The following is an 18,686-nucleotide window of genomic DNA, read 5'->3' as shown; positions in this document are numbered from 1 at the left end:
CTCGGTAGGAGCCGATTCATCGGCGATCAGGCCTGTCTACGTGGTGACGCCTGTTCGCCGATGAATCGGCTCCTACCAGAGCGGCAGGGACTACGCTGCCTGGCGGGATCCCTCCACGCGTCGCCCCAGCTCCTTCCAGTCGACGATGAGTTCGCAGCCACGCTTGGAAGCGTTCTGGCCCCACTCGCGCAACAGCTCCAGCGACGCCTGGTCCACGTGGTGCAGGCGATCCATCACGACGCTCAGGCGGGTGTTCGGCGGTACCGTGGCAAGTGTACGCGCCATGCTCGGCACCTTCAGGAACGTGGCCGAGCCTTCCATGTGCAGCGTCGCGTTGCCCGGCTCGTCATGGTGTTCCACGTCCATGCGCATCTTCGACGACAGCAAGGCAAGGCGGAACAGTGACAGGCCGAAGCCGACGATCACGCCGGTGAGCAGATCGGTGGCGACGATGGCCACCGTGGTCGCCACGTACACCGCCGCCGTACCCTTACCGTAGGCCGCCAGATCCTTGATCTGCTTCGGGTTGACCATCTTTACACCGGTAAAGACGAGGATGCCGGCAAGGCACGACACCGGTGTCATACGCATCAGCCACGGAAGCAGCATGACGAAGGCCAGCAACCACGCGCCGTGCATCACCGACGCCATGCGCGTCGCCGAGCCTGCCTGGACATTGGCCGCGCTGCGCACGATCACGCCGGTCATCGGCAAGGCGCCGAGGAAGCCACAGATCATATTGCCGACGCCCTGGGCAGTCAGTTCGCGGTCGTAGTTGGTGCGAACGCCGTTGTGCATGCGATCCACCGCGGCCGCCGAGAGCAGGGTCTCCGCACTGGCGATGAAGGCGAAGGTCACCGCTGCAACCAGCAGCGAGGAATCGAACAGACCGAACAGGCTACCCATGCTCGGCAGGCTGACCGCCGCGAACAGGTTGGCCGGCACGTCGACACGCTTGACGTCGAAGCCACCGAACTGCGCCGCCGCGGTCATCGCCACCACGGCAAGCAAGGCGCCGGGCACGAAGCGCAGCTTGGCAGGCCGCAGTTTCTCCCAGAGCAACATGATGGCGATCGTTGCGACACCGACCATCAGCGCCGCTGGTGCCTGCCCTTCAGCGGCGCCCGTCACCGATTCCCATGCCGCCGCAGGGAGTGCGGCGAAGTTTTCCAGGCCACGCGCCTTGGGGATGGCATCGAGCAGCACGTGCGACTGCGAGGCGACGATGAGAATGCCGATACCGGACAACATGCCGGCCACGACAGCCGGCGATGTCATGCGAAACCACACGCCCACCCGGCACAGCCCGGCGACTAGCTGGATAAGGCCGGCCAGTAGCACGACGGGGCCGAGGGCAGCCACGCCGTGCTCGCGCACCAGTTCGAACACCAGGACCGCAAGACCCGCTGCCGGCCCGCTGACCTGCAGCGGCGAGCCGGCGATGGCGCCAACGATGAGACCACCGACAATGCCGGAGATCAGCCCTGCGCTGGGCGGCATGCCCGACGCGATGGCGATACCCATGCACAGCGGCAGAGCGACAAGAAAGACGACCACCGATCCTAGGAGGTCGCGGCCAAAGAGGCCCTGGGAAAAATAAGCGCGCATGAAAAGCTTCCTGGTTCTTAAGCGGCGGACGCGATCGGCAGCGGGGTCGAGAAGCGTGCATGCGGGGTGGCATCAGGCACGTTTGCATCCCTCGAATCCAGCGGACGGAAGCGTCCTTCGAGCGGGTCGAAGGCGGTGATCTCCGTGTTCGCGATGTCGTAGATCCAGCCGTGGATGCGCAGGCTGCCGTTAGCCATCGCAGCGGCGACAGCCGGCAAGGTACGCATGTTTTCCAACTGGCCGACGACGTTCTCTTCGGTGAGATAACGCAGGCCTTCCGCACCGTGGATGGTCGGACGGTTCTTCTCGACGACATAACGCGCCACGTCGGCATGCTTCAGCCACTGCTCGACGGACGGCTTGCCCTTGAGCGCGGCCGGGTTCTGCAAGGCCTTCATCGCACCGCAATCGGAATGGCCGCAGATGACGATGTGCTGCACGTTGAGCGCGGTGACCGCGTACTCGATGGCGGCGACAACGCCGCTGACGTGCTGGGCGTAAGGCGGAACGATATTGCCGACGTTGCGGTAGACAAACAGGTCACCCGGCTGCGCGTTGAACATCAGCTCCGGCATGATGCGCGAATCCGCGCAGGTGATGAACATGGTGTGCGGCGTCTGGCCGGAAGCAAGGCGCGCGAACAGTTCGCGGTGCTCCGAGGTCATGTCACGACGGAATTCTTCGAAACCCTGGATGAGACGTTCCATGGCGATGCTCTCTCTTTGGCGAGGATTAGGGAGCGAGCGCGCACGCTCGCTGGCGACCGACAGAGGTCGGCACGCGGGGAAAGGGCTGGGTGCTACAGGGCGCGCGCGGACGCGAACGCCGGCTTCGATCAGGCGGCGATGGGCGGGCGCAGGTCGAGGTTGGGATGGTGCGCGTGCGGGGCCGGCACCCTGTGCCCGTGACCACCGACCGCAAGGCGCGGCACGGTCAATGCGTGCTCGGTAGGCACGTCGAAGGTGTCGTCGAGGCCACCGCTATTGTCTTCGATCGAGGGCAGATCGCCGTCGTCGGTTGACGGGGAACCGTCATCGGTGACTGKCGCCACCGTGTGCTCAGCGACCGGCTCGTGGCCTGTGTCGCCGTCATACGGCAAGGCCTGGACACCCATGCATGCGACGAACAACGCGATGAACACGAAGAACGTGGTCGCGAAGCGGCGCAGGAAGAATGTCGAGGACGTTGCCATGGGCCGAAACTACGCGAGGCATTGTGACAATCGCAAGTGCGGCGGCGCAGCAAATTCAGACTTCGCGCCACCGCATCGCGCAATCCGTTGGGCACCAACAGATTGGCCACATTTTTCCGACTGCGGCCTGGTGATATCGGTTCAGCATTTGGCCGTCCAGATGCGAATCGAGGACTGAGACGTTTCGCAATCCAGCATGGCAGCCGGACTTACCAGCCGCCGACAAAAAGAAAACGGCGGGCTTGCGCCCGCCGTTTATTCGTCCTTGAGGAGAACTCCGTTCCGATGCTCGTTAGAAGGTCAGCATGCCCCAGAAACCCACTTCGTTCGTCTTGTAGTGGTACGGGGTTGCGACCGGGCCGTCCAGCTTGTTGTGCTTGTAGACGAGGGCCAGCTTCAGATTCTTCAGCACGTCGTACGAGACGCCGGCGTTGTAGTACTTGTCCTTGATCTTCTCTTCGACCTGGACAAGGTTGTTGTACTTGTAGTCCAGGTTGTCGTAGCGAGCGAAGACAGCCCACTGGTCGTAGAAGTGCCAGTCGGCCCATGCCGAGTAACCGTCGGCCTTGTCCTTGGTCGTGCCCGCCGCAGCGCCCACGCCCGGACCGGTGCCGGCGTATTTCAGGATGTCGTCCCAGTTCTGGGAGTGGAAATATTCCACACCTGCGCCGAAGTTCGAGTCGCGCCAGGCAACAAGGGCGTCGCCGCGGGTCGCCGTACGGGTCGGAGCACCACCTTCGGTCTCGTTGCCGCGCTTGCCGGAGTAACCGCCAACGGCGATGACCATCTGTTCGATCGGCGAGTAGCCGAAGCGGGCTTCCGTATCGACGGTCTTCGAGCGGCTCAGGTTGCGGTAGCCGCGACCGTTGACCACGGACACCTGGTAGTTGACCGAGTTGTCGCCCGTCGTCGCGCCGAGAGCGTGGACACCCCAATCGGACGAGTTGCCGAACGCGCCAACGCCGCCGGCGGTAGCGGTACCACCGCTACGACCACCTTCGAACGAACGGTCGGTGATGGTGTTCTCGACGTAGCGGTAGCCGTACCACTTCTCGACGAACGGGATCCAGGGCATGTCGGCCGCACCGAAGCGGACGGTGAAGAGCGGATCGAACTTGCCCTGCACGTAGGCCTTCTTGACGAACAGGCTGGTCGACGAGATCGACGACTGGTAGCTGAAGTCGGTGGTCAGGTTAGCCGACCAGGTGTCGTTGAACTTGTGGTCGACCGTCAGGTAGAAGCGCTTGACGTCGAAACCGGTGCCGTTGGTCGAACCGTGGCCGTCCTTCTTGATCGGGCTGTTGACGCCCGTCGCTTCCTTGTGGTCCTGATTGGTCGCGTCGAAGAACATCGTGCCGCCGATCTTCGTGTTATCGACGATCTTGTTCAGCGCATCGAGCTTCTTCGAGAGGTCTTCGGTCGGCTTGGTCGCGGCGACCTGGACGTCGTTGACGGCCTTGGCGGTTTCGACCTGGGCGTCAGCCTGGGCTTCCTGCTTGGCCTGGAGGTCGGAGACCTGGGCCTGCAGGGCGGCGAGCTGAGCCTGCAGCTGCTGAAGGGTGGCGGCGTCGATCGTGACACGAGTCGGCTGCGGCGGCGACTTGGAAGTCGCGGCGAGGGCCGAGAAGCTCGTCACGCCCAGACCGGCAGCGATAGCCACCGTGAGCAACTTGGAACGCATGGGATTTCTCCGCTAGGTATGGATTAAGTGTTTTCCCCTGTCCCCCTCTTGAGATCTTTCTGTCCGAAAAAGCTCAAGCGGGGCCAACGGCGCGAAGGATGAGCCGCCGGCTTTACCGTTCCATGCCTTTTTTGTTACAGAACGACGACACGCGCACATCCGCTTAACGCGAGCGCCTCAGTCGGCCCCGGGCTGATATCCTTTGCGGCATGGATACGACGAGTAACAGCACCGCCACAGCCATCGCCGGGCGGTTCAGGGGCTTCCTTCCCGTGATCGTGGATGTCGAAACCGGCGGTTTCGACTCCGAACGGGACGCGCTCCTGGAAATCGCCGTGGTCGCGGTCAAGATGGAGCCCTCGGGCCTCCTCGTGCCCCAGCCGGCCGTGGCAGCGAACGTGGAGCCCTTCCCGGGCGCCAACATCGACCCCCGCTCCCTGGAAGTGACCGGCATCGATCCGGATCACCCTTTCCGTGGCGCCCTGCCCGAGCGCCAGGCGCTGGACCACATTTTCAATGCCGTGCGTGAGGCGGTGAAGGTTGCCGAATGCCAGCGCGCCGTCCTGGTCGGGCATAACGCCGCGTTCGACCTCGCCTTCCTTAATGCGGCGGTGCGACGGGTCGGCCACAAGCGCAATCCGTTCCATCCCTTCAGCTGCTTCGACACCGCTACGCTCGGTGGCCTGGCCTACGGGCAGACCGTGCTGAGCAAGGCCGTGCTCGCCGCCGGGCTCGCCTTCGACACCCGCGAAGCCCATTCGGCCATCTACGACGCCGAACGCACGGCCGAACTATTCTGCGAAATCGTCAACCGCTGGCGCCGGCTGGAGCTCTTCGAGCGCGACCAGACGACCCCGATCGCGGTTTGAGGCGTTTCGTAAGTTCCTGAATATGACAGCAAAAAGGCGGCTGTCATCCCGTTGAAACATTCAGTACGTCTCATTGCAACACGGCAGGGCTGGAATACAGCCCCGGGCGGGCTTCGCCTGACACTCATTCTTCCGAGGGGACTACTCCGTGTTCACACGTAAACTCTGCATCGCCGCGTTGGTCGCTGCTTCGCTGTTCGGCATGTCCGCTCAGGCCACCGACATCACCGGCGCCGGCTCGAGCTTCGTCTATCCCGTTCTTTCCAAGTGGTCGGCCACGTACGCCGAGAAGACGGGCAATAAGCTGAACTATCAGTCCGTCGGTTCGGGTGCAGGCATCGCCCAGATCAAGGAAGGCACCATCGACTTCGGCGCCTCCGACGCCCCGATGAGCGCCGAAGATCTCGCCAAGTTCGGCCTGGGCCAGTTCCCGGCCGTGGTCGGCGGCATCGTTCCCATCGTCAACCTGCAGGGCGTGGCCGCTGGCCAGCTGAAGCTGGACGGCGCCCTCCTCGCCGACATCTACCTGGGCAAGATCGCCCGCTGGAGCGATCCGCGCATCGCCGCCCTGAACCCGGGCGTGAAGATTCCGGACGTGAAGGTCACCGTCGTGCATCGTTCGGACGGTTCGGGCACCTCGTTCAACTTCACCAACTACCTGTCCAAGGTCAGCCCGGAGTGGGCGTCCAAGGTCAAGTTCGGCACGGCCGTCGAGTGGCCGGCCGGCGTCGGCGGCAAGGGTAACGAAGGCGTTTCGCAGTACGTTCGCCAGATCCCGGGCTCGATCGGTTACGTCGAATACGCCTACGCCAAGAAGAACGCGATCTCCTACACCCAGCTGCAGAACGCCGCTGGCAAGTGGATCGAGCCGAGCGCCAACACGTTTGCCGCCGCTGCTGCCACGGCCGACTGGAAGAACGCCAAGGACTTCAACCTGATCATGACCAATGCCCCGGGTGAACAGGCATGGCCGATCACGGCGACGACCTGGATCATCATGTACAAGAAGTCCAAGAACGCCTCGCACACCAAGGTCGCCTTCGACTTCTTCAAGTGGTCCATGGAGAACGGCCAGTCGCAGGCCGCCTCGCTCGACTACGTTGCCCTGGGTGGGCCGACCCACACTATGCATAGGCCCAGGAAGTTCCCATCATGCATGCGACCGTCAGCAGCAACGCCCCTACCACCGCGCGTGCGGAGGAAGCGGCGCGTAACGCGAGGGATACGCGCAACGACCGCCTGTTCGGAGGGCTGCTCAAAGCCTGCGCACTGCTCGTCCTGGTGTCCCTGATCGGCGCCGCCGCCTCCACCCTGTGGCTCGGCCGCGATGCGTTCGCCACCTTCGGCTGGGGCTTCCTGACCAGCTCCGAATGGGACCCGAGCAACAACCGTTACGGTGCGCTCGTGCCCGTCATGGGCACCGTCACCACGGCGCTCATCGCCCTGATCTTTGCCGTGCCGGTCAGCTTCGGCATCGCCCTCTTCCTTACCGAGATCGCACCCAGCTGGTTGCGCGGTCCGGTCAGCTCCGCCATCGAACTGCTCGCCGGCATCCCGTCGATCATCTACGGCATGTGGGGCCTCTTCATCTTCGCGCCGTTCGTCGCCACGACGATCAAGCCCTGGCTGATGAACAACTTCAGCGCGGACCCGCCGGACGGCCAGGTCTCGTGGCTGGTCCAGCACGTGCCGTTCATCGCGAAGTTCTTCTCCAGCGAATACCCGTTCTTCGGTGCCGGTGTACTCACGGCGGGTCTCGTGCTCGCGGTGATGATCATCCCCTTCATTTCCTCGGTGATGCGCGAAGTCTTCCAGACCGTGCCGACCCGGCTGAAGGAATCCGCGTACGCACTGGGTTCCAGCACGTGGGAAGTGGTCTGGGACATCGTCGTGCCCTACACCCGCACGGCGGTGATCGGCGGCATCTTCCTCGGCCTGGGCCGCGCGCTCGGCGAGACCATGGCCGTGGCCTTCGTGCTCGGCAACACGTTCAAGTTCACCCCGTCCATCCTCGAAACCGGCAGCTCGATCGCCTCGACCATCGCCAACCAGTTCGGTGAGGCCGAAGGCCTGCAGAAATCGGCGCTGATGGCGATCGCCTTCCTCCTCTTCGTGGTGACCTTCATCGTGCTGATGATCGCCCGCCTCATGCTTCGCCGCCTGGCTTCGAAGGAAGGCTCCTGATGTCCGCCTCGCTCTACACCACGCGCCGCATCAAGAACATCGCCGCGATGATCCTGAGCGTCGCCGCGACCTGCATCGGCCTGCTCTTCCTGGCCTGGATCCTCTGGGAAACGCTGAGCCAGGGCATCGCCGGCCTCAAGCCCGCCCTGTTCACCAAGATCACCGCCTATCGCGAAGAAGGTGGCCTGGCCAACGCCATGGTCGGCAGCCTGATCCTCAACGTGCTCGGCATCCTGATCGCCACACCGATCGGCGTGATGGCGGGTACCTGGCTGGCTGAGTACTCGCGCCGCTCGAAGCTCGGGCCGACCATCCGCTTCCTCAACGACATCCTGCTGTCCGCGCCGTCGATCGTGCTGGGCTTGTTCGTCTACACGATCATCGTGCTGCCGTCGAAGTGGCTGACCAACGGCGACGTGACGTTCTCCGGCATCGCCGGCGGCATCGCGCTGGCCCTGATCGCCCTGCCCGTGATCGTCCGCACCACCGACGAAATGCTCCGCCTGGTACCGGGTACGCTGCGCGAAGCCGCGCTGTCGCTCGGCGTGCCGCAGTGGAAGCTCACCGTGCAGATCCTGATCCGCGCCGCGCGCTCGGGTATCGTGACCGGTGTGTTGCTGGCCCTCGCCCGCATCAGCGGCGAAACCGCGCCGCTGCTGTTCACGGCGTTCGGCAACAACTTCATGACCTTCAACCCGATCGACAAGATGCCGAGCCTGCCTCAGGTCATTTACGAATACACGAAGGACCCGAGCCCGGATATCAACACCCTCGCCTGGGCCGGCGCCTTCGTCCTGACCATGTTCGTGCTCGCACTCAGCCTCATCGCCCGCTTTGTATTCTCGCGCTCCAAGGTGTCCCATGACTAACATGAACGAAGTCGCCTCCAAGCCGGGTTTCGGCACCTCACCGCATGAGTCTGGCGTCGATCTCGGCCAGGTCCCCGCGAAGATGACCGTGCGCGACCTCAACTTCCATTACGGCGAGTTCCACGCGCTGAAGAGCATCGCGATGGATGTGCCGGAGAAGAAGGTCACCGCCATCATCGGACCCTCCGGCTGCGGCAAGTCCACCCTGCTGCGCATCTTCAATCGCATCTACGCGATCTATCCGAACCTGCGCGCCAGCGGCGAGATCGTGCTCGACGGCGAGAACATCCTCGACCCGAAGTACTCGCTCAACCGCCTGCGCAGCAAGGTCGGCATGGTGTTCCAGAAGCCGGTCCCGTTCCCGATGACCATCTTCGAGAACGTCGCCTACGGCATTCGTCACCACGAGAAGCTCAATCGCACGGACATGGAAGGCCGCGTCGAGCAGGCCCTGCGCGGCGCCGCGCTGTGGGACGAAGTGAAGGACAAGCTCAAGCAGAGCGCGCTCGGCCTCTCCGGCGGTCAGCAGCAGCGCCTGTGCATCGCCCGCGGTATCGCGCTGAAGCCGGAAGTGCTGCTGCTCGACGAACCGACCTCCGCGCTCGATCCGATCGCCACGAGCCGTATCGAACAGCTGGTGGAAGAGCTGAAGAGCCAGTTCACCATCGTCATCGTCACCCACAACATGCAGCAGGCCGCACGCTGCTCGGACATGACCGCCTTCATGTACATGGGTGAGTTGATCGAGTTCGACCGGACGGAAAAGATCTTCACCAAGCCGAACAAGAAGCAGACCGAAGACTACATTACCGGCCGTTTCGGCTAAGCCCCCACCTCGAGGCATGCGATGAACACTCCGCACCAGCACATCATCAAGAGCTACGACGACGAACTGAAGCGGCTCACCCGCGAAATCGTCAAGATGGGCGAGCTCGCCGTCGCCCAGCTCGAAGCCGCCATCGACGTGGTCGAACGCCGCGACGAGCGCGCTGCCCAGCGCGTGGTCGACAATGACGACGCCATCGACGCGCTCGAACAGGAAATCAGCCAGGACGTGGTTCGCCTGCTCGCCCTGCGCGCACCGATCGCCGGCGACCTGCGCAACGTGTTCGCTGCGCTGCGCATTGCCGCGGACATCGAGCGTATCGGCGACTATGCCGCGAACGTGGCCAAGCGGTCGATTCCGCTCAGCCGCGTGGCGCCCATCGCCGTCGTCGGCGGCCTGGCCAATCTCGCCGAGCTCGCCATCCAGGAGCTGCGCGACGTACTCAAGGCGTACGACGAACAGGATGCCGAGGCCGCTTACGAAGTGTGGAAAGCCGACGCGCGCCTGGACGAGGAATACACCCTGGTGTTCCGCGCCCTGCTCACTTACATGATGGAAGACCCGCGCAACATCACTCCGTGCACGCACCTGTTGTTCATGGCGAAGAACATCGAGCGCATCGGCGATCACGCGACGAACATCGCGGAGAACGTCTGGTTCGTGGTGAACGGCGAGCCGCTGGTGGCACCGCGCGTCAAGAAAGATACGACGGCCAATCCGGAGTTTTGATTTTGCCGGTGAGGGGTGTCGCGGTACCTGGCGGTATCGCGAGCCCCCTTCGCCGATGAATCATCAAACAGACGACGTCAGCTTCAACCCAAGAATCCCGACCACGATCAACCCGACGCAAAGCAGCCGCAAAGGCTGCGCGGACTCCCCGAACAGGATGATCCCGAGCGTCACCGCGCCGACCGCGCCGATGCCGGTCCACACCGCATAAGCGGTACCCAAGGGCAACTTTTTCGTCGCATACGCCAACAGCACGATGCTGATAACCATCGCGGTGCCGGTAAGCACGCTGGGAATGAGCTTGGTAAAGCCCTCGGTGTATTTCAGGCCAACGGCCCAGGCGATCTCGAACAGACCCGCCAGAACAAGCACGAACCAGTACATGGTGTCGCTCCGCAGAAGCGGGGTCGTCCCCGCGGAGTTGCTGCGCGCCCTGGGGTCGTCCCCAGGGGCAGACCGGCCTTGCGCCGATCTGCACCCATTGTACCGAGGGTGTGTAACCCCTCGCTGACCCGACGATCAGGGCAGGCTATCCGGGGTAATCACCGCCGCCTTGCGCGCCTTCACGCCGCGGACGATGCCGTAGACGCTGATCAGAAACCAGGCCATTTCCTGCAGGAAGGCCGGCAGGTTGAACATGCCGAAGATCAACGAAAGCAGGATGCCGAAGGCCCCGACCAGGTTCATCACCTGATAGGTATAGCCCTGCCCCGAGAGCTTGTGAGCCTGGAGCAGGAAGAACGCGACCAACACCAGTGCCACGCCGACCAGGCCGGCCCAGTCATGCCACATCATGCTGCTCATCGTTTCGCTCCTCGCTGCCTCAGGGCCTCGAACAGGACCACGCCGGTGGCGACGGAGACATTCAGGCTCTCCATGCCGCCGGGCATCGGGATCTTCGCCACGAAGTCGCAGGTGTCGCGCGTGAGACGGCGCATACCGTCGCCCTCGCTACCCATGACCAGCGCGATCGGCCCCTTCAGATCGATGTCGTAGATCGACTTGTCGGTGTCGCCGTCCAGACCGGTGATCCACACGCCGGCATCCTTGAGCATGCGCAGGGCGCGGGCCAGGTTGGTCACGGCGATCAGCGGGATCAGGTCGGCCCCGCCCGCCGAGGCACGGCGAACGGTCGGTGTGATACCGACCGCACGGTCCTTCGGCACCACGACCGCAGTGACGTTTGCCGCCGCCGCACTACGCAGGCAGGCGCCCAGGTTGTGCGGATCGGTCACGCCGTCGAGCACCAGCACGAAGGCGTTGCCACCCGCCGCTTCGAGAAGCGCCGGCAGATGGCTCTCGTCACGCAACGGCGGCGTGTCGTAAAGCGCGATAACGCCCTGGTGACGGGCTTCGCCACCAAGCTTCTCGAGCTGCTCCTTGCTCACCGGTTTCAGGATGATGCCGAGCTTGCGCGCCAGGGCGGCGATTTCGACCACGCGCGCGTTCTTCGAGTTCTGTTCGATCAGAACTTCACGGACACGATCCGGGTCGTTGGCGAGGGCGCCCTCCACCGGATTGATTCCTACGATCCACGACTCACTCATGCTTCTGGCTTGCTCCTGGGTTTACGCGACCGACGCCGTGCCGATTTCTTGGCCGGTGCCGGTGTATCCGACGTCGCGACCGGCGCCTGCCGTGTCGTCGTCTTCGTCACGGCGGTTTTCTTCGTGGCGGTCTTCTTGGCAGTCGACCTTCCGGCCGGCTGCTCGTGTACCGGTGCCTGCGCGGCGGAACGACGACGCGGCGACCGGGACGACGACGGCTCGCTCGCTGCCGGCTCGGCCGTGCGGCGTCGCGATGCCGGCGCGGGGGCCGGATGATGCGCCGCGGGCGCTTCTACCGCAACCGCAGCCTTGGTTTTCTTCTTGCCGAAGATGCTGTCCATGGCCTTCTTCGCGGCGCGGCCAATGGCCTTACCCGCCTTGGCCATGCCCGAGCTCTCGGCGACCTGTGCGGCGACCTCGACCTTGGGCGCCTGCTTCGGCAACTGGGCCAGGCGCGCGACCAGACGGAAGTCGATCTTGCGATCTTCCAGGCTGGCGCGAAGCACCTGCACGCTCACGTAGTCGCCGAGACGATACGTGGAACCCGTGCGCTCGCCACTGAGCAGATGACGAATAGGATCGAACTTGTAGTAATCGTTCGGCAGCTGCGACACATGCACCAGGCCGGACACGCGCGACGCCGCGAGCTCGACGAACAGACCGAACGAGGTGACGCCGGTGATGGTGCCGGCGAATTCCTCGCCGACGTGCTTTTCCATCCACGCGCATTTGAAGCGCTCGTCCACATCGCGCTCGGCCTCTTCGGCACGACGCTCACGCTGCGAACAATGCACGGCCATGGCCGCCATCTGCGTGTCGCTATAAACGTAATCGGCCGGCTTGCCCTTGCTCAGCGCATAACGAATGGCGCGATGCACGAGCAGATCGGGATAACGACGGATCGGCGAGGTGAAGTGCGCATACGCATCCAGCGCCAGGCCGAAGTGGCCCTGGTTCTCCGGATGGTAGATCGCCATGCTCTGCGAGCGCAGCAGCACCGACTGGATGAGCTCGGCTTCGGGACGGTCGTGCACGCGCTTAAGGAGAGCCGAGAAATCCGCGGGCGTGACTTCGTCCGCCGGCGGCATCTTCAGCTTGAACTCCTTGAGGAAGCGCAGGAGGTCTTCGTACTTCTCGGCCGGCGGCGGTGCATGCACGCGATACAGCGCGGGGATCTTGCGCTTGGTGAGGTAGCGCGCCGCCTGCACGTTCGCGGCGATCATGCATTCCTCGATCATCTTGTGCGCGTCGTTACGGTCGGAGGCGCCCATCGATTCGACGTCACCCGCCGGGCCGATGCGGAACTTCACTTCCGGCGTTTCGAAATCGATCGCACCACGACGCTTGCGCGCCTTGGCCATCACCTTGTACAGGCGGTGCAGGGACTCGATGTGCGGAAGCACGTCGGCGATTTCCTGGCGGACATCGGCATTGCGCTCGCCGACGGCCTGCCACACCTTGTTATAGGTGAGGCGTGCGTGCGAGAACATCACCGCGTCGTAGAACTTCGAGCGCGTGACGTCGCCGTCCTCGTCGATCTCCATGTCGCAGACCATGCACAGGCGTTCCACCTTGGGCATGAGCGAGCAGATGCCGTTCGACAGCGTCTCCGGCAGCATGGGCACGACGAAGCCGGGGAAGTACGTGGACGTGCTGCGGTTGTAGCCTTCGACGTCCAGCGGCGTGCCGACCGGCACGTAATGCGAGACGTCCGCGATGGCCACGACGAGGCGGAAACCGCCGTCCTTCAGTGGCTCGGCATAGACCGCATCGTCGAAGTCACGGGCGTCGTCGCCATCGATGGTGACCAGCGGCAGCTTGCGAAGGTCGACGCGACCCTTCCGCTCCTCGGAGGTGACCTTCGGCTCGACTTCTTCGGCCTGGCGAACCACCTGCTGCGGGAACTCGTGCGGCAGGTCGTGACTGGCGATCGCCATCTCGACCACCAGCGACGGCTGCAGGCGCTGGCCGAGCACGGCGCGAATCGTGCCCATCGGGCCCCGGTGCGGGGTCGGCGGATCGGTGATCTCGACGACCACGATCTCACCGGAGTTAGCCCCCGACTCGCGGCCGGCGGGAATCATGATGTTCTGATGCAGGCGGCGGTCGTCCGGCTCGACCAGGGTCACGCCGTTCTCGATGACGACCCGGCCGACCAGGCGCGGCGAACGGCGCTCGAGCACCTCGACGATCGCACCCTGGCGACGGCCGCGGCGATCGATGCCGACCACGCTGGCCAGCACACGGTCACCGTGCAGCACGCTGCGCATCTGTGCGGGCGAGAGGTAGAGGTCTTCCTCACCGCTCTCGTCGGGACGGAGGAAGCCGTAGCCTTCGGCATTGGCGATGACACGGCCCGGGATCAGGCTGAGCTTCTGCGCCGGGGCGTAGTCGCCCTTGCGGTTCCGCAGGAGCTGCCCGTCACGGACCATCGCGCCCAGGCGCTTGCCCAGGGCATTGATCTCGTAATCGGTGAACAGGCGCAGCGCGTGGGCGATGCTCTCTTCCGAGAGCAGCTCACCGCGGTCGTCGAGCAGCGCCAGGATGGCCTCGCGGCTGGGGATCGGCTGGTCGTAGAGCGCAGCCTCCCGGTCGGCATGGGGATCGACCACGGCGGCTGCCGGGCGATCGCGATACTTGTCCAGCGCCTTGCCGGGGCGGCTGGCCTTGGGTTTACGGGGACCGCGATCGGCTCCCGAACCTGAGTTTTTCTTCGTCACGTAAGGACCTTTGAAGGTGGATGCGAAATAGTTTCACATCCTGTGTGCAAAATCGTTGACAAGTTTCCCGGACCTACCTAATCTACGCGGCTCACGGGGCAGCGATGCTCAGTGACACCTGCCCAGGTGGCGGAATTGGTAGACGCACTAGTTTCAGGTACTAGCGGGTAAAACCGTGGAGGTTCGAGTCCTCTCTTGGGCACCAATTATAGACGAAGCCCCGCAGCGATGCGGGGCTTTGTTGTATCTAGGGTTCAGAAAGACGCGCCTGGTCCACGTTTGGCGCTATGACGGCGTTTCACCATCGTCCAGGACGACGCCATACTGATCGTAGAACTGCCAATCGCCGATCGCTTCGCCATTTTTGTAGACGCCCTGCGCCGCGAGTTGCCCGTTCGGGTGATAGTCGCGCCAGTCGCCCTGTTCGACCCCGTCGACGAAGGTGCCTTCCGACGAGAGCGTGCCATTGACGTGGTAGGCCTCGAAGCGGCCGTGGCGAATCCATTCGGTCCCGTCGGCTGATAAATAACGCGTATATCGGTAGCGCACGCGCCCGCTCTCGGACAGGATCTCCGCGATATTCAGGTCTTCCATGCGCACTCCATCATTACAGAACGATACCGACGTGAAACCCTCATGACGGCTGAAACGCATGGACCTGCGTTTGGGAATACAGGCTGGCTGAGTTTTTTCGAATTCAGAGGGGGGATTCGCTGCCGGAGACAGGCCACTCGACAGCCAGCATGTGACCGGGATGATGCTCCCGCATCGTCGCCAACATATCGTCGACGTCGGCGCGGTCCATCGGATCTATCCAGTGCGAGATGGTCGTGAGATTGAGTCCGTCAGCGCGAAGCTGTGCCGCCTCCTCGGGCCCGACCAGATCGGCATTGACCCAGACCGGCGACTCGGAACGCCGCGCGGTCGCGATGGCGTCGGCCAGGTTGAGCCCCGTTAAGATCAAGAAAACCACGGACACCTCGCTCGTCTTTCTGAAACTGGGAAGCTCGTGACACATCTATCGCTAATCCGACGAAGATCACGGCCCGATAAATCGCAAGGAGTCGCTCACAAATGCTACTGACATCCGTTACCTGTGCCCTACTCCGAGGGAGGGGATGTGACACATGGGCCTGCACCTACTCCGTCATGGCCTTCATGTTCCTCACGGCGGTGTGGCACCTCTTTGGCTTCGGAAGTACCGTCGCGGAAAACGGATGGGCAAAGGCTCTCCGCGACTATTGGCCGATCGTCGTGCTGGTCGGGGGTGCGCTCCTGGTCGTTTTGACGCATGACCTTGGCATCTGGTGATTTCCCGAACGCCAAATGCCTTTCCCGCACCGCGGCCGTCCCGCACCCTCTACTTCGCCAGCACAATGTGCGTAGCCCGCTCCGTCGGAACATGCTCCACGGTCCGGTAGCCCAGCGCACGCAGATCAAGCCCGCTGAAAAGCGACTCGCCCTCGCCAAGTACGACGGGAGCAAATGCCAGGTGGATCTCATCCACGTGGCCGGCCTGCACATATTGCCTGACCGTCTCCGCGCCGCCGCCGATCTTGATGTCCTTGCCACCAGCGGCCTCGCGCGCCTGTTGCAGCGCGACCTCGATCCCTTCCGAGACGAAGTAGAACGTGGTTCCGCCTTCCATCTCAATGGGCGGCCGCGGGTAGTGCGTCAATATGAAGGTTGGCGCGTGATACGGCGGGTTGTCGCCCCACCAGCCCTTCCACTGGTCGTCAGGCCATTCGCCACGAATCGGTCCAAACATATTGCGACCGAGGATGAAGGCACCGAAGCCGGCCATCGCCCGTCTTGCGAAGTCGTCGTCCGGCCCGGTTTCACCGCCCTCTTTCCCCTGCATCTGGCGAAACGACTGTGTAGGGAAAAACCACTGGAAAAGCTCCGGGCCTCGCACGCCTAGCGGGTTCTCCAGACTCTGGTCGATGCCGGCGGCGAAACCGTCAAGCGAGACACCGAACCCGGCAACTTTTACTTTAGTCATGAGTCACTCCAGCGAAATCCAGCGCAGCTTCGCAATGAATCAGGGTCGTGTCGAACACCGGCACGGACACATTGCCCTCGCTCAGCAGCATGCCAACCTCGGTACACCCCAGGATCATCGCGTCTGCACCCCGCTCCACAAGCCGCTCAGCGATGGCGACGAACCGAGCCTCGCTCTCGGGCGTAGTGACACCGCGGCAAAGCTCCTCGTAGATGATCCGGTGCGCATCGGCACGATCGACGGCGTCGGGGACGATCGGATCGAGACCTGCCGCTATCAAGCGATCCAGATAGAACGACTGCTCCATGGTGAAGGCCGTGGCGATGAGCCCCGGACGATGCAAGCCCTTTCCTCGTACGACCGCCGCCGTGGCGTCGGCAATATGCAGCAACGGAAGGGACAAACCCTGCATCATCCTGTCCGCCAGCTTGTGCATCGTATTCGTGGCCAGGATCAGAAAATCGGCACCTCCGTGCTGGAGGGCCATCGCCTCGGCGTTAAGGATGTCGCCTGCCCTATCCCAGTTTCCTTCCGCCTGAAGGGCCTCGATGCCCGCAAAGTCCAGCGAACGGATGAGCAGCTCCGGCGAATGCAGCCCGCCCAGCCGCTCGCTCGTTAGCCGACATAGTTCGCGGTAGTAGATCTGCGTGGAAGTAGCAGACATGCCGCCGAGCATCCCGATCGTTTTCAACGGAGCCGTCCTCGTCCTGGTCGCTGGATGGCAAAGCGTAGCAGCGCAAGTACACTTCCGACCAATGCCCCCAAGCCGATTCACATGTTGGGACGCAGCATGAGTCGACGACGTTAAGCCCGCTTGCCGTGAGTGAATCGTGTTGAACACACTTCCCCATTTTCGCTATCACCCCGGTGCCGTCGCCACCGGCAGCATCCGTGTATCGGACAATCGTTGTAAGTGCTGCGAGCAAGTACGTGGATATATCTACAGCGGCCCCGTTTACGCCATTGGGGAGTATCAGGACAGCCTGTGCCCCTGGTGCATCTCGGATGGAACGGCCCATGCGAAGTTTGGGGCCTGCTTCGCCGATGAGTCGGGGATTGGGGGCTATGGGGCATGGGACCATGTGCCGACCGACGTGATCGGCGAAGTCGCCTATCGCACGCCTGGGTTCGCCGGGTGGCAACAGGAGCAATGGTGGACTCACTGTAACGATGCGGCGATCTTTCTGGGGCGTCAGGGCTACGAAGAGCTTGACGCCATGGGTGATGACGCAGCCAGGGCCATCAGAGAAAATGCCGGGCTCGAAGGACCCGACTGGGAGCGCTTTTATCGCGCTCTACACAAAGACGGCTCACCGACTGCCTACCTCTTTCGCTGCCGGCATTGCGGCACACTCGGCGGCTATCAGGACTGCGACTAAAACCATGGGCACAATCGGCGCATGAGCGACATGATCGGTGAAGAGAACGACTACTACCTCAAGACCTTCCGGGGGCTCGACCATGCCGAAGGTACGATCGCCGGAAAGACCTTCGAAGAGTGCACGTTCACCCAGTGCAGCTTCAGCGACGCCGAGTTCGACCACTGCAAGTTCATCGAATGCACGTTCCGGTCGTGTGACCTGAGCAATGTGAACCTCAACGCCAGCAAGTTTCAGTCGGTGGCGTTTGACGAGTGCAAGGTCATCGGCGTCGACTGGACGCGCGCGGACTGGCCGCGATACGCGGCACCGGCGAAACTCGCCTTCCGCAAGTCGATCGTCAACTACACATCGTTCTTCGGCCTGAATCTCCAGGAGCTTGTGCTGGAAGAGTGCAAGGCTCGCAACGTCGACTTCAGACAGGGCGATTTCGCCCGCTCGAACTTTACCTACTCCGACTTCGCTGAAAGCCTCTTTGGCGCCACGAAGCTGCAAGGCACGGACTTCAGCGAAGCGACCAACTACGTGATGGATATCCGGGAGAACCAGGTCAAGGGTGCGCGCTTCACACGCACTGAGGCCGCCGGCCTTCTTTATGGACTGGGCATCGAACTGGTCGATTAGCCGCGAGATGGAAGCGCTTTTGACGCTTGCCTCATCGCTTCGTTCTCGAGATGCACGACGCCGCTCCCAGTCGGGTTGTTGACGAACTCGGCGACGAACGCACGCCCGATGTCGTCCTGATCGACCGAGCCAAACCGCCCCGGAATCAGGCGCCCCAGCCAGGCCACATAGCCCGGCGTGTGAGCATTGCCGGCGATGATGCCGGGGCGAAAGATAGCGAGACGCCGGAAGCCAACCGCTTCAGTGGCCTGCTCCTTCAACCCCATGACGCGCACATAGCGAAACCGGCTTTTCGGCGTGCTTCCTACGGCGGACAGCAGGGCGAAGTGAGCAATACCCGCGTCATGGCAACCTCGGGCAAATCCACCCACCACGCCGACCTCGAGGGCCTTCAGTTCCTCTTCGCTCCACTTCATGCTGCCCGAGCCCACGCCCACACAGGATGCAGCGTAAACC

At 63.3% G+C, this 18,686-nt stretch carries 20 protein-coding genes, 1 tRNA gene and 1 pseudogene; 9 read left to right on the top strand and 13 right to left on the bottom strand.

The features are described 5' to 3' along the window. Window positions 1-90 precede the first annotated feature (90 nt). The 4 genes from AC1DYM_RS17070 to AC1DYM_RS17055 form a co-directional block, all read right to left on the bottom strand. Window positions 91-1,608 (bottom strand): SulP family inorganic anion transporter, encoded by a 1,518-nt coding sequence (locus tag AC1DYM_RS17070; protein WP_477340342.1) that lies wholly within the window; start codon window positions 1,606-1,608, stop codon window positions 91-93. Between the two features lie 17 nt (window positions 1,609-1,625). Further along, complete coding sequence (locus AC1DYM_RS17065) at window positions 1,626-2,315, bottom strand: carbonic anhydrase (RefSeq protein ID WP_046967160.1); 690 nt, start codon at window positions 2,313-2,315, stop codon at window positions 1,626-1,628. 128 nt (window positions 2,316-2,443) lie between these two features. Beyond that, window positions 2,444-2,800: a hypothetical protein gene (locus tag AC1DYM_RS17060; protein WP_477340339.1), complete on the bottom strand. Its 357-nt coding sequence runs from the start codon at window positions 2,798-2,800 to the stop codon at window positions 2,444-2,446. A gap of 292 nt (window positions 2,801-3,092) precedes the next feature. Then, window positions 3,093-4,481 carry a porin gene (locus AC1DYM_RS17055; RefSeq protein ID WP_477340337.1) on the bottom strand — a complete coding sequence of 463 codons (1,389 nt, stop codon included), beginning with the start codon at window positions 4,479-4,481 and terminating at the stop codon, window positions 3,093-3,095. Window positions 4,482-4,690: 209 nt separating this feature from the next. On the opposite strand from AC1DYM_RS17055, the gene rnt reads away from it, so the two are divergent. The 6 genes and pseudogenes from rnt (at window position 4,691) to phoU (ending at window position 9,958) form a co-directional block, all read left to right on the top strand. Next, window positions 4,691-5,350, top strand: coding sequence for a ribonuclease T (gene rnt, locus AC1DYM_RS17050; protein ID WP_046967157.1), 660 nt, complete (start codon window positions 4,691-4,693; stop codon window positions 5,348-5,350). Window positions 5,351-5,498: 148 nt separating this feature from the next. Then, window positions 5,499-6,458 (top strand): annotated as a pseudogene (gene pstS, locus AC1DYM_RS17045) (phosphate ABC transporter substrate-binding protein PstS); the annotation flags it as partial. 44 nt (window positions 6,459-6,502) lie between these two features. After that, entirely contained in the window at window positions 6,503-7,534 is a 1,032-nt protein-coding gene (pstC, locus tag AC1DYM_RS17040; protein WP_477340335.1) for a phosphate ABC transporter permease subunit PstC, read from the top strand. Then, on the top strand, window positions 7,534-8,403 hold the full coding sequence (pstA, locus tag AC1DYM_RS17035; RefSeq protein WP_046967154.1) for a phosphate ABC transporter permease PstA: 870 nt from the start codon (window positions 7,534-7,536) through the stop codon (window positions 8,401-8,403). The genes pstC and pstA overlap by 1 nt, the downstream gene beginning before the upstream one ends. Before the next feature lies 1 nt (window position 8,404). Then, complete coding sequence (pstB, locus tag AC1DYM_RS17030) at window positions 8,405-9,229, top strand: phosphate ABC transporter ATP-binding protein PstB (RefSeq protein WP_046967153.1); 825 nt, start codon at window positions 8,405-8,407, stop codon at window positions 9,227-9,229. A 21-nt stretch (window positions 9,230-9,250) separates the two neighbouring features. Then, window positions 9,251-9,958 carry a phosphate signaling complex protein PhoU gene (gene phoU / locus AC1DYM_RS17025; protein ID WP_046967152.1) on the top strand — a complete coding sequence of 236 codons (708 nt, stop codon included), beginning with the start codon at window positions 9,251-9,253 and terminating at the stop codon, window positions 9,956-9,958. A 63-nt stretch (window positions 9,959-10,021) separates the two neighbouring features. Here the strand turns inward: phoU and sugE are convergent, their stop codons facing one another. The 4 genes from sugE to rnr all read right to left on the bottom strand — a co-directional run bounded on the left by sugE (window position 10,022) and on the right by rnr (window position 14,225). Then, window positions 10,022-10,342 carry a quaternary ammonium compound efflux SMR transporter SugE gene (gene sugE, locus AC1DYM_RS17020; protein ID WP_477340332.1) on the bottom strand — a complete coding sequence of 107 codons (321 nt, stop codon included), beginning with the start codon at window positions 10,340-10,342 and terminating at the stop codon, window positions 10,022-10,024. Window positions 10,343-10,477: 135 nt separating this feature from the next. Then, on the bottom strand, window positions 10,478-10,762 hold the full coding sequence (locus AC1DYM_RS17015) for a CBU_0592 family membrane protein (RefSeq protein ID WP_046967150.1): 285 nt from the start codon (window positions 10,760-10,762) through the stop codon (window positions 10,478-10,480). Then, window positions 10,759-11,505, bottom strand: coding sequence for a 23S rRNA (guanosine(2251)-2'-O)-methyltransferase RlmB (rlmB, locus tag AC1DYM_RS17010; RefSeq protein ID WP_477340330.1), 747 nt, complete (start codon window positions 11,503-11,505; stop codon window positions 10,759-10,761). Before rlmB ends, AC1DYM_RS17015 begins: the two co-directional genes overlap by 4 nt. After that, window positions 11,502-14,225: a ribonuclease R gene (gene rnr / locus AC1DYM_RS17005; protein WP_477340328.1), complete on the bottom strand. Its 2,724-nt coding sequence runs from the start codon at window positions 14,223-14,225 to the stop codon at window positions 11,502-11,504. Before rnr ends, rlmB begins: the two co-directional genes overlap by 4 nt. A gap of 120 nt (window positions 14,226-14,345) precedes the next feature. On the opposite strand from rnr, the gene AC1DYM_RS17000 reads away from it, so the two are divergent. Beyond that, window positions 14,346-14,430: transfer RNA gene (locus AC1DYM_RS17000), tRNA-Leu, on the top strand. Window positions 14,431-14,510: 80 nt separating this feature from the next. On the opposite strand, the gene AC1DYM_RS16995 is transcribed toward AC1DYM_RS17000, so the two are convergent. From AC1DYM_RS16995 to AC1DYM_RS16980, 4 genes are all read right to left on the bottom strand, one after another. Further along, on the bottom strand, window positions 14,511-14,819 hold the full coding sequence (locus AC1DYM_RS16995; protein ID WP_477340326.1) for a toxin-antitoxin system YwqK family antitoxin: 309 nt from the start codon (window positions 14,817-14,819) through the stop codon (window positions 14,511-14,513). 103 nt (window positions 14,820-14,922) lie between these two features. Beyond that, complete coding sequence (locus AC1DYM_RS16990; RefSeq protein ID WP_477340324.1) at window positions 14,923-15,198, bottom strand: hypothetical protein; 276 nt, start codon at window positions 15,196-15,198, stop codon at window positions 14,923-14,925. 387 nt (window positions 15,199-15,585) lie between these two features. Next, complete coding sequence (locus AC1DYM_RS16985; protein WP_477340322.1) at window positions 15,586-16,227, bottom strand: dihydrofolate reductase family protein; 642 nt, start codon at window positions 16,225-16,227, stop codon at window positions 15,586-15,588. Continuing rightward, window positions 16,220-16,903 carry an aspartate/glutamate racemase family protein gene (locus AC1DYM_RS16980; RefSeq protein WP_477340321.1) on the bottom strand — a complete coding sequence of 228 codons (684 nt, stop codon included), beginning with the start codon at window positions 16,901-16,903 and terminating at the stop codon, window positions 16,220-16,222. The genes AC1DYM_RS16985 and AC1DYM_RS16980 overlap by 8 nt, the downstream gene beginning before the upstream one ends. A gap of 154 nt (window positions 16,904-17,057) precedes the next feature. Between AC1DYM_RS16980 and AC1DYM_RS16975 the strand changes: the two genes are divergently transcribed. Beyond that, complete coding sequence (locus tag AC1DYM_RS16975) at window positions 17,058-17,606, top strand: CbrC family protein (RefSeq protein WP_477340320.1); 549 nt, start codon at window positions 17,058-17,060, stop codon at window positions 17,604-17,606. Window positions 17,607-17,627: 21 nt separating this feature from the next. Further along, window positions 17,628-18,230 carry a pentapeptide repeat-containing protein gene (locus AC1DYM_RS16970; RefSeq protein ID WP_477340318.1) on the top strand — a complete coding sequence of 201 codons (603 nt, stop codon included), beginning with the start codon at window positions 17,628-17,630 and terminating at the stop codon, window positions 18,228-18,230. Here the strand turns inward: AC1DYM_RS16970 and AC1DYM_RS16965 are convergent. Next, window positions 18,227-18,686: Rossmann-fold NAD(P)-binding domain-containing protein (locus tag AC1DYM_RS16965; RefSeq protein WP_477340316.1), on the bottom strand; the 460-nt coding region annotated here is incomplete at its 5' end. The two genes, AC1DYM_RS16970 and AC1DYM_RS16965, sit on opposite strands and share 4 nt — an antisense overlap.

This window comes from Luteibacter sp. P1_D3 (assembly GCF_056406135.1).
Note: the sequence above shows the minus strand (reverse complement) of the source record. Positions and strands in the feature narration are given on the sequence as shown.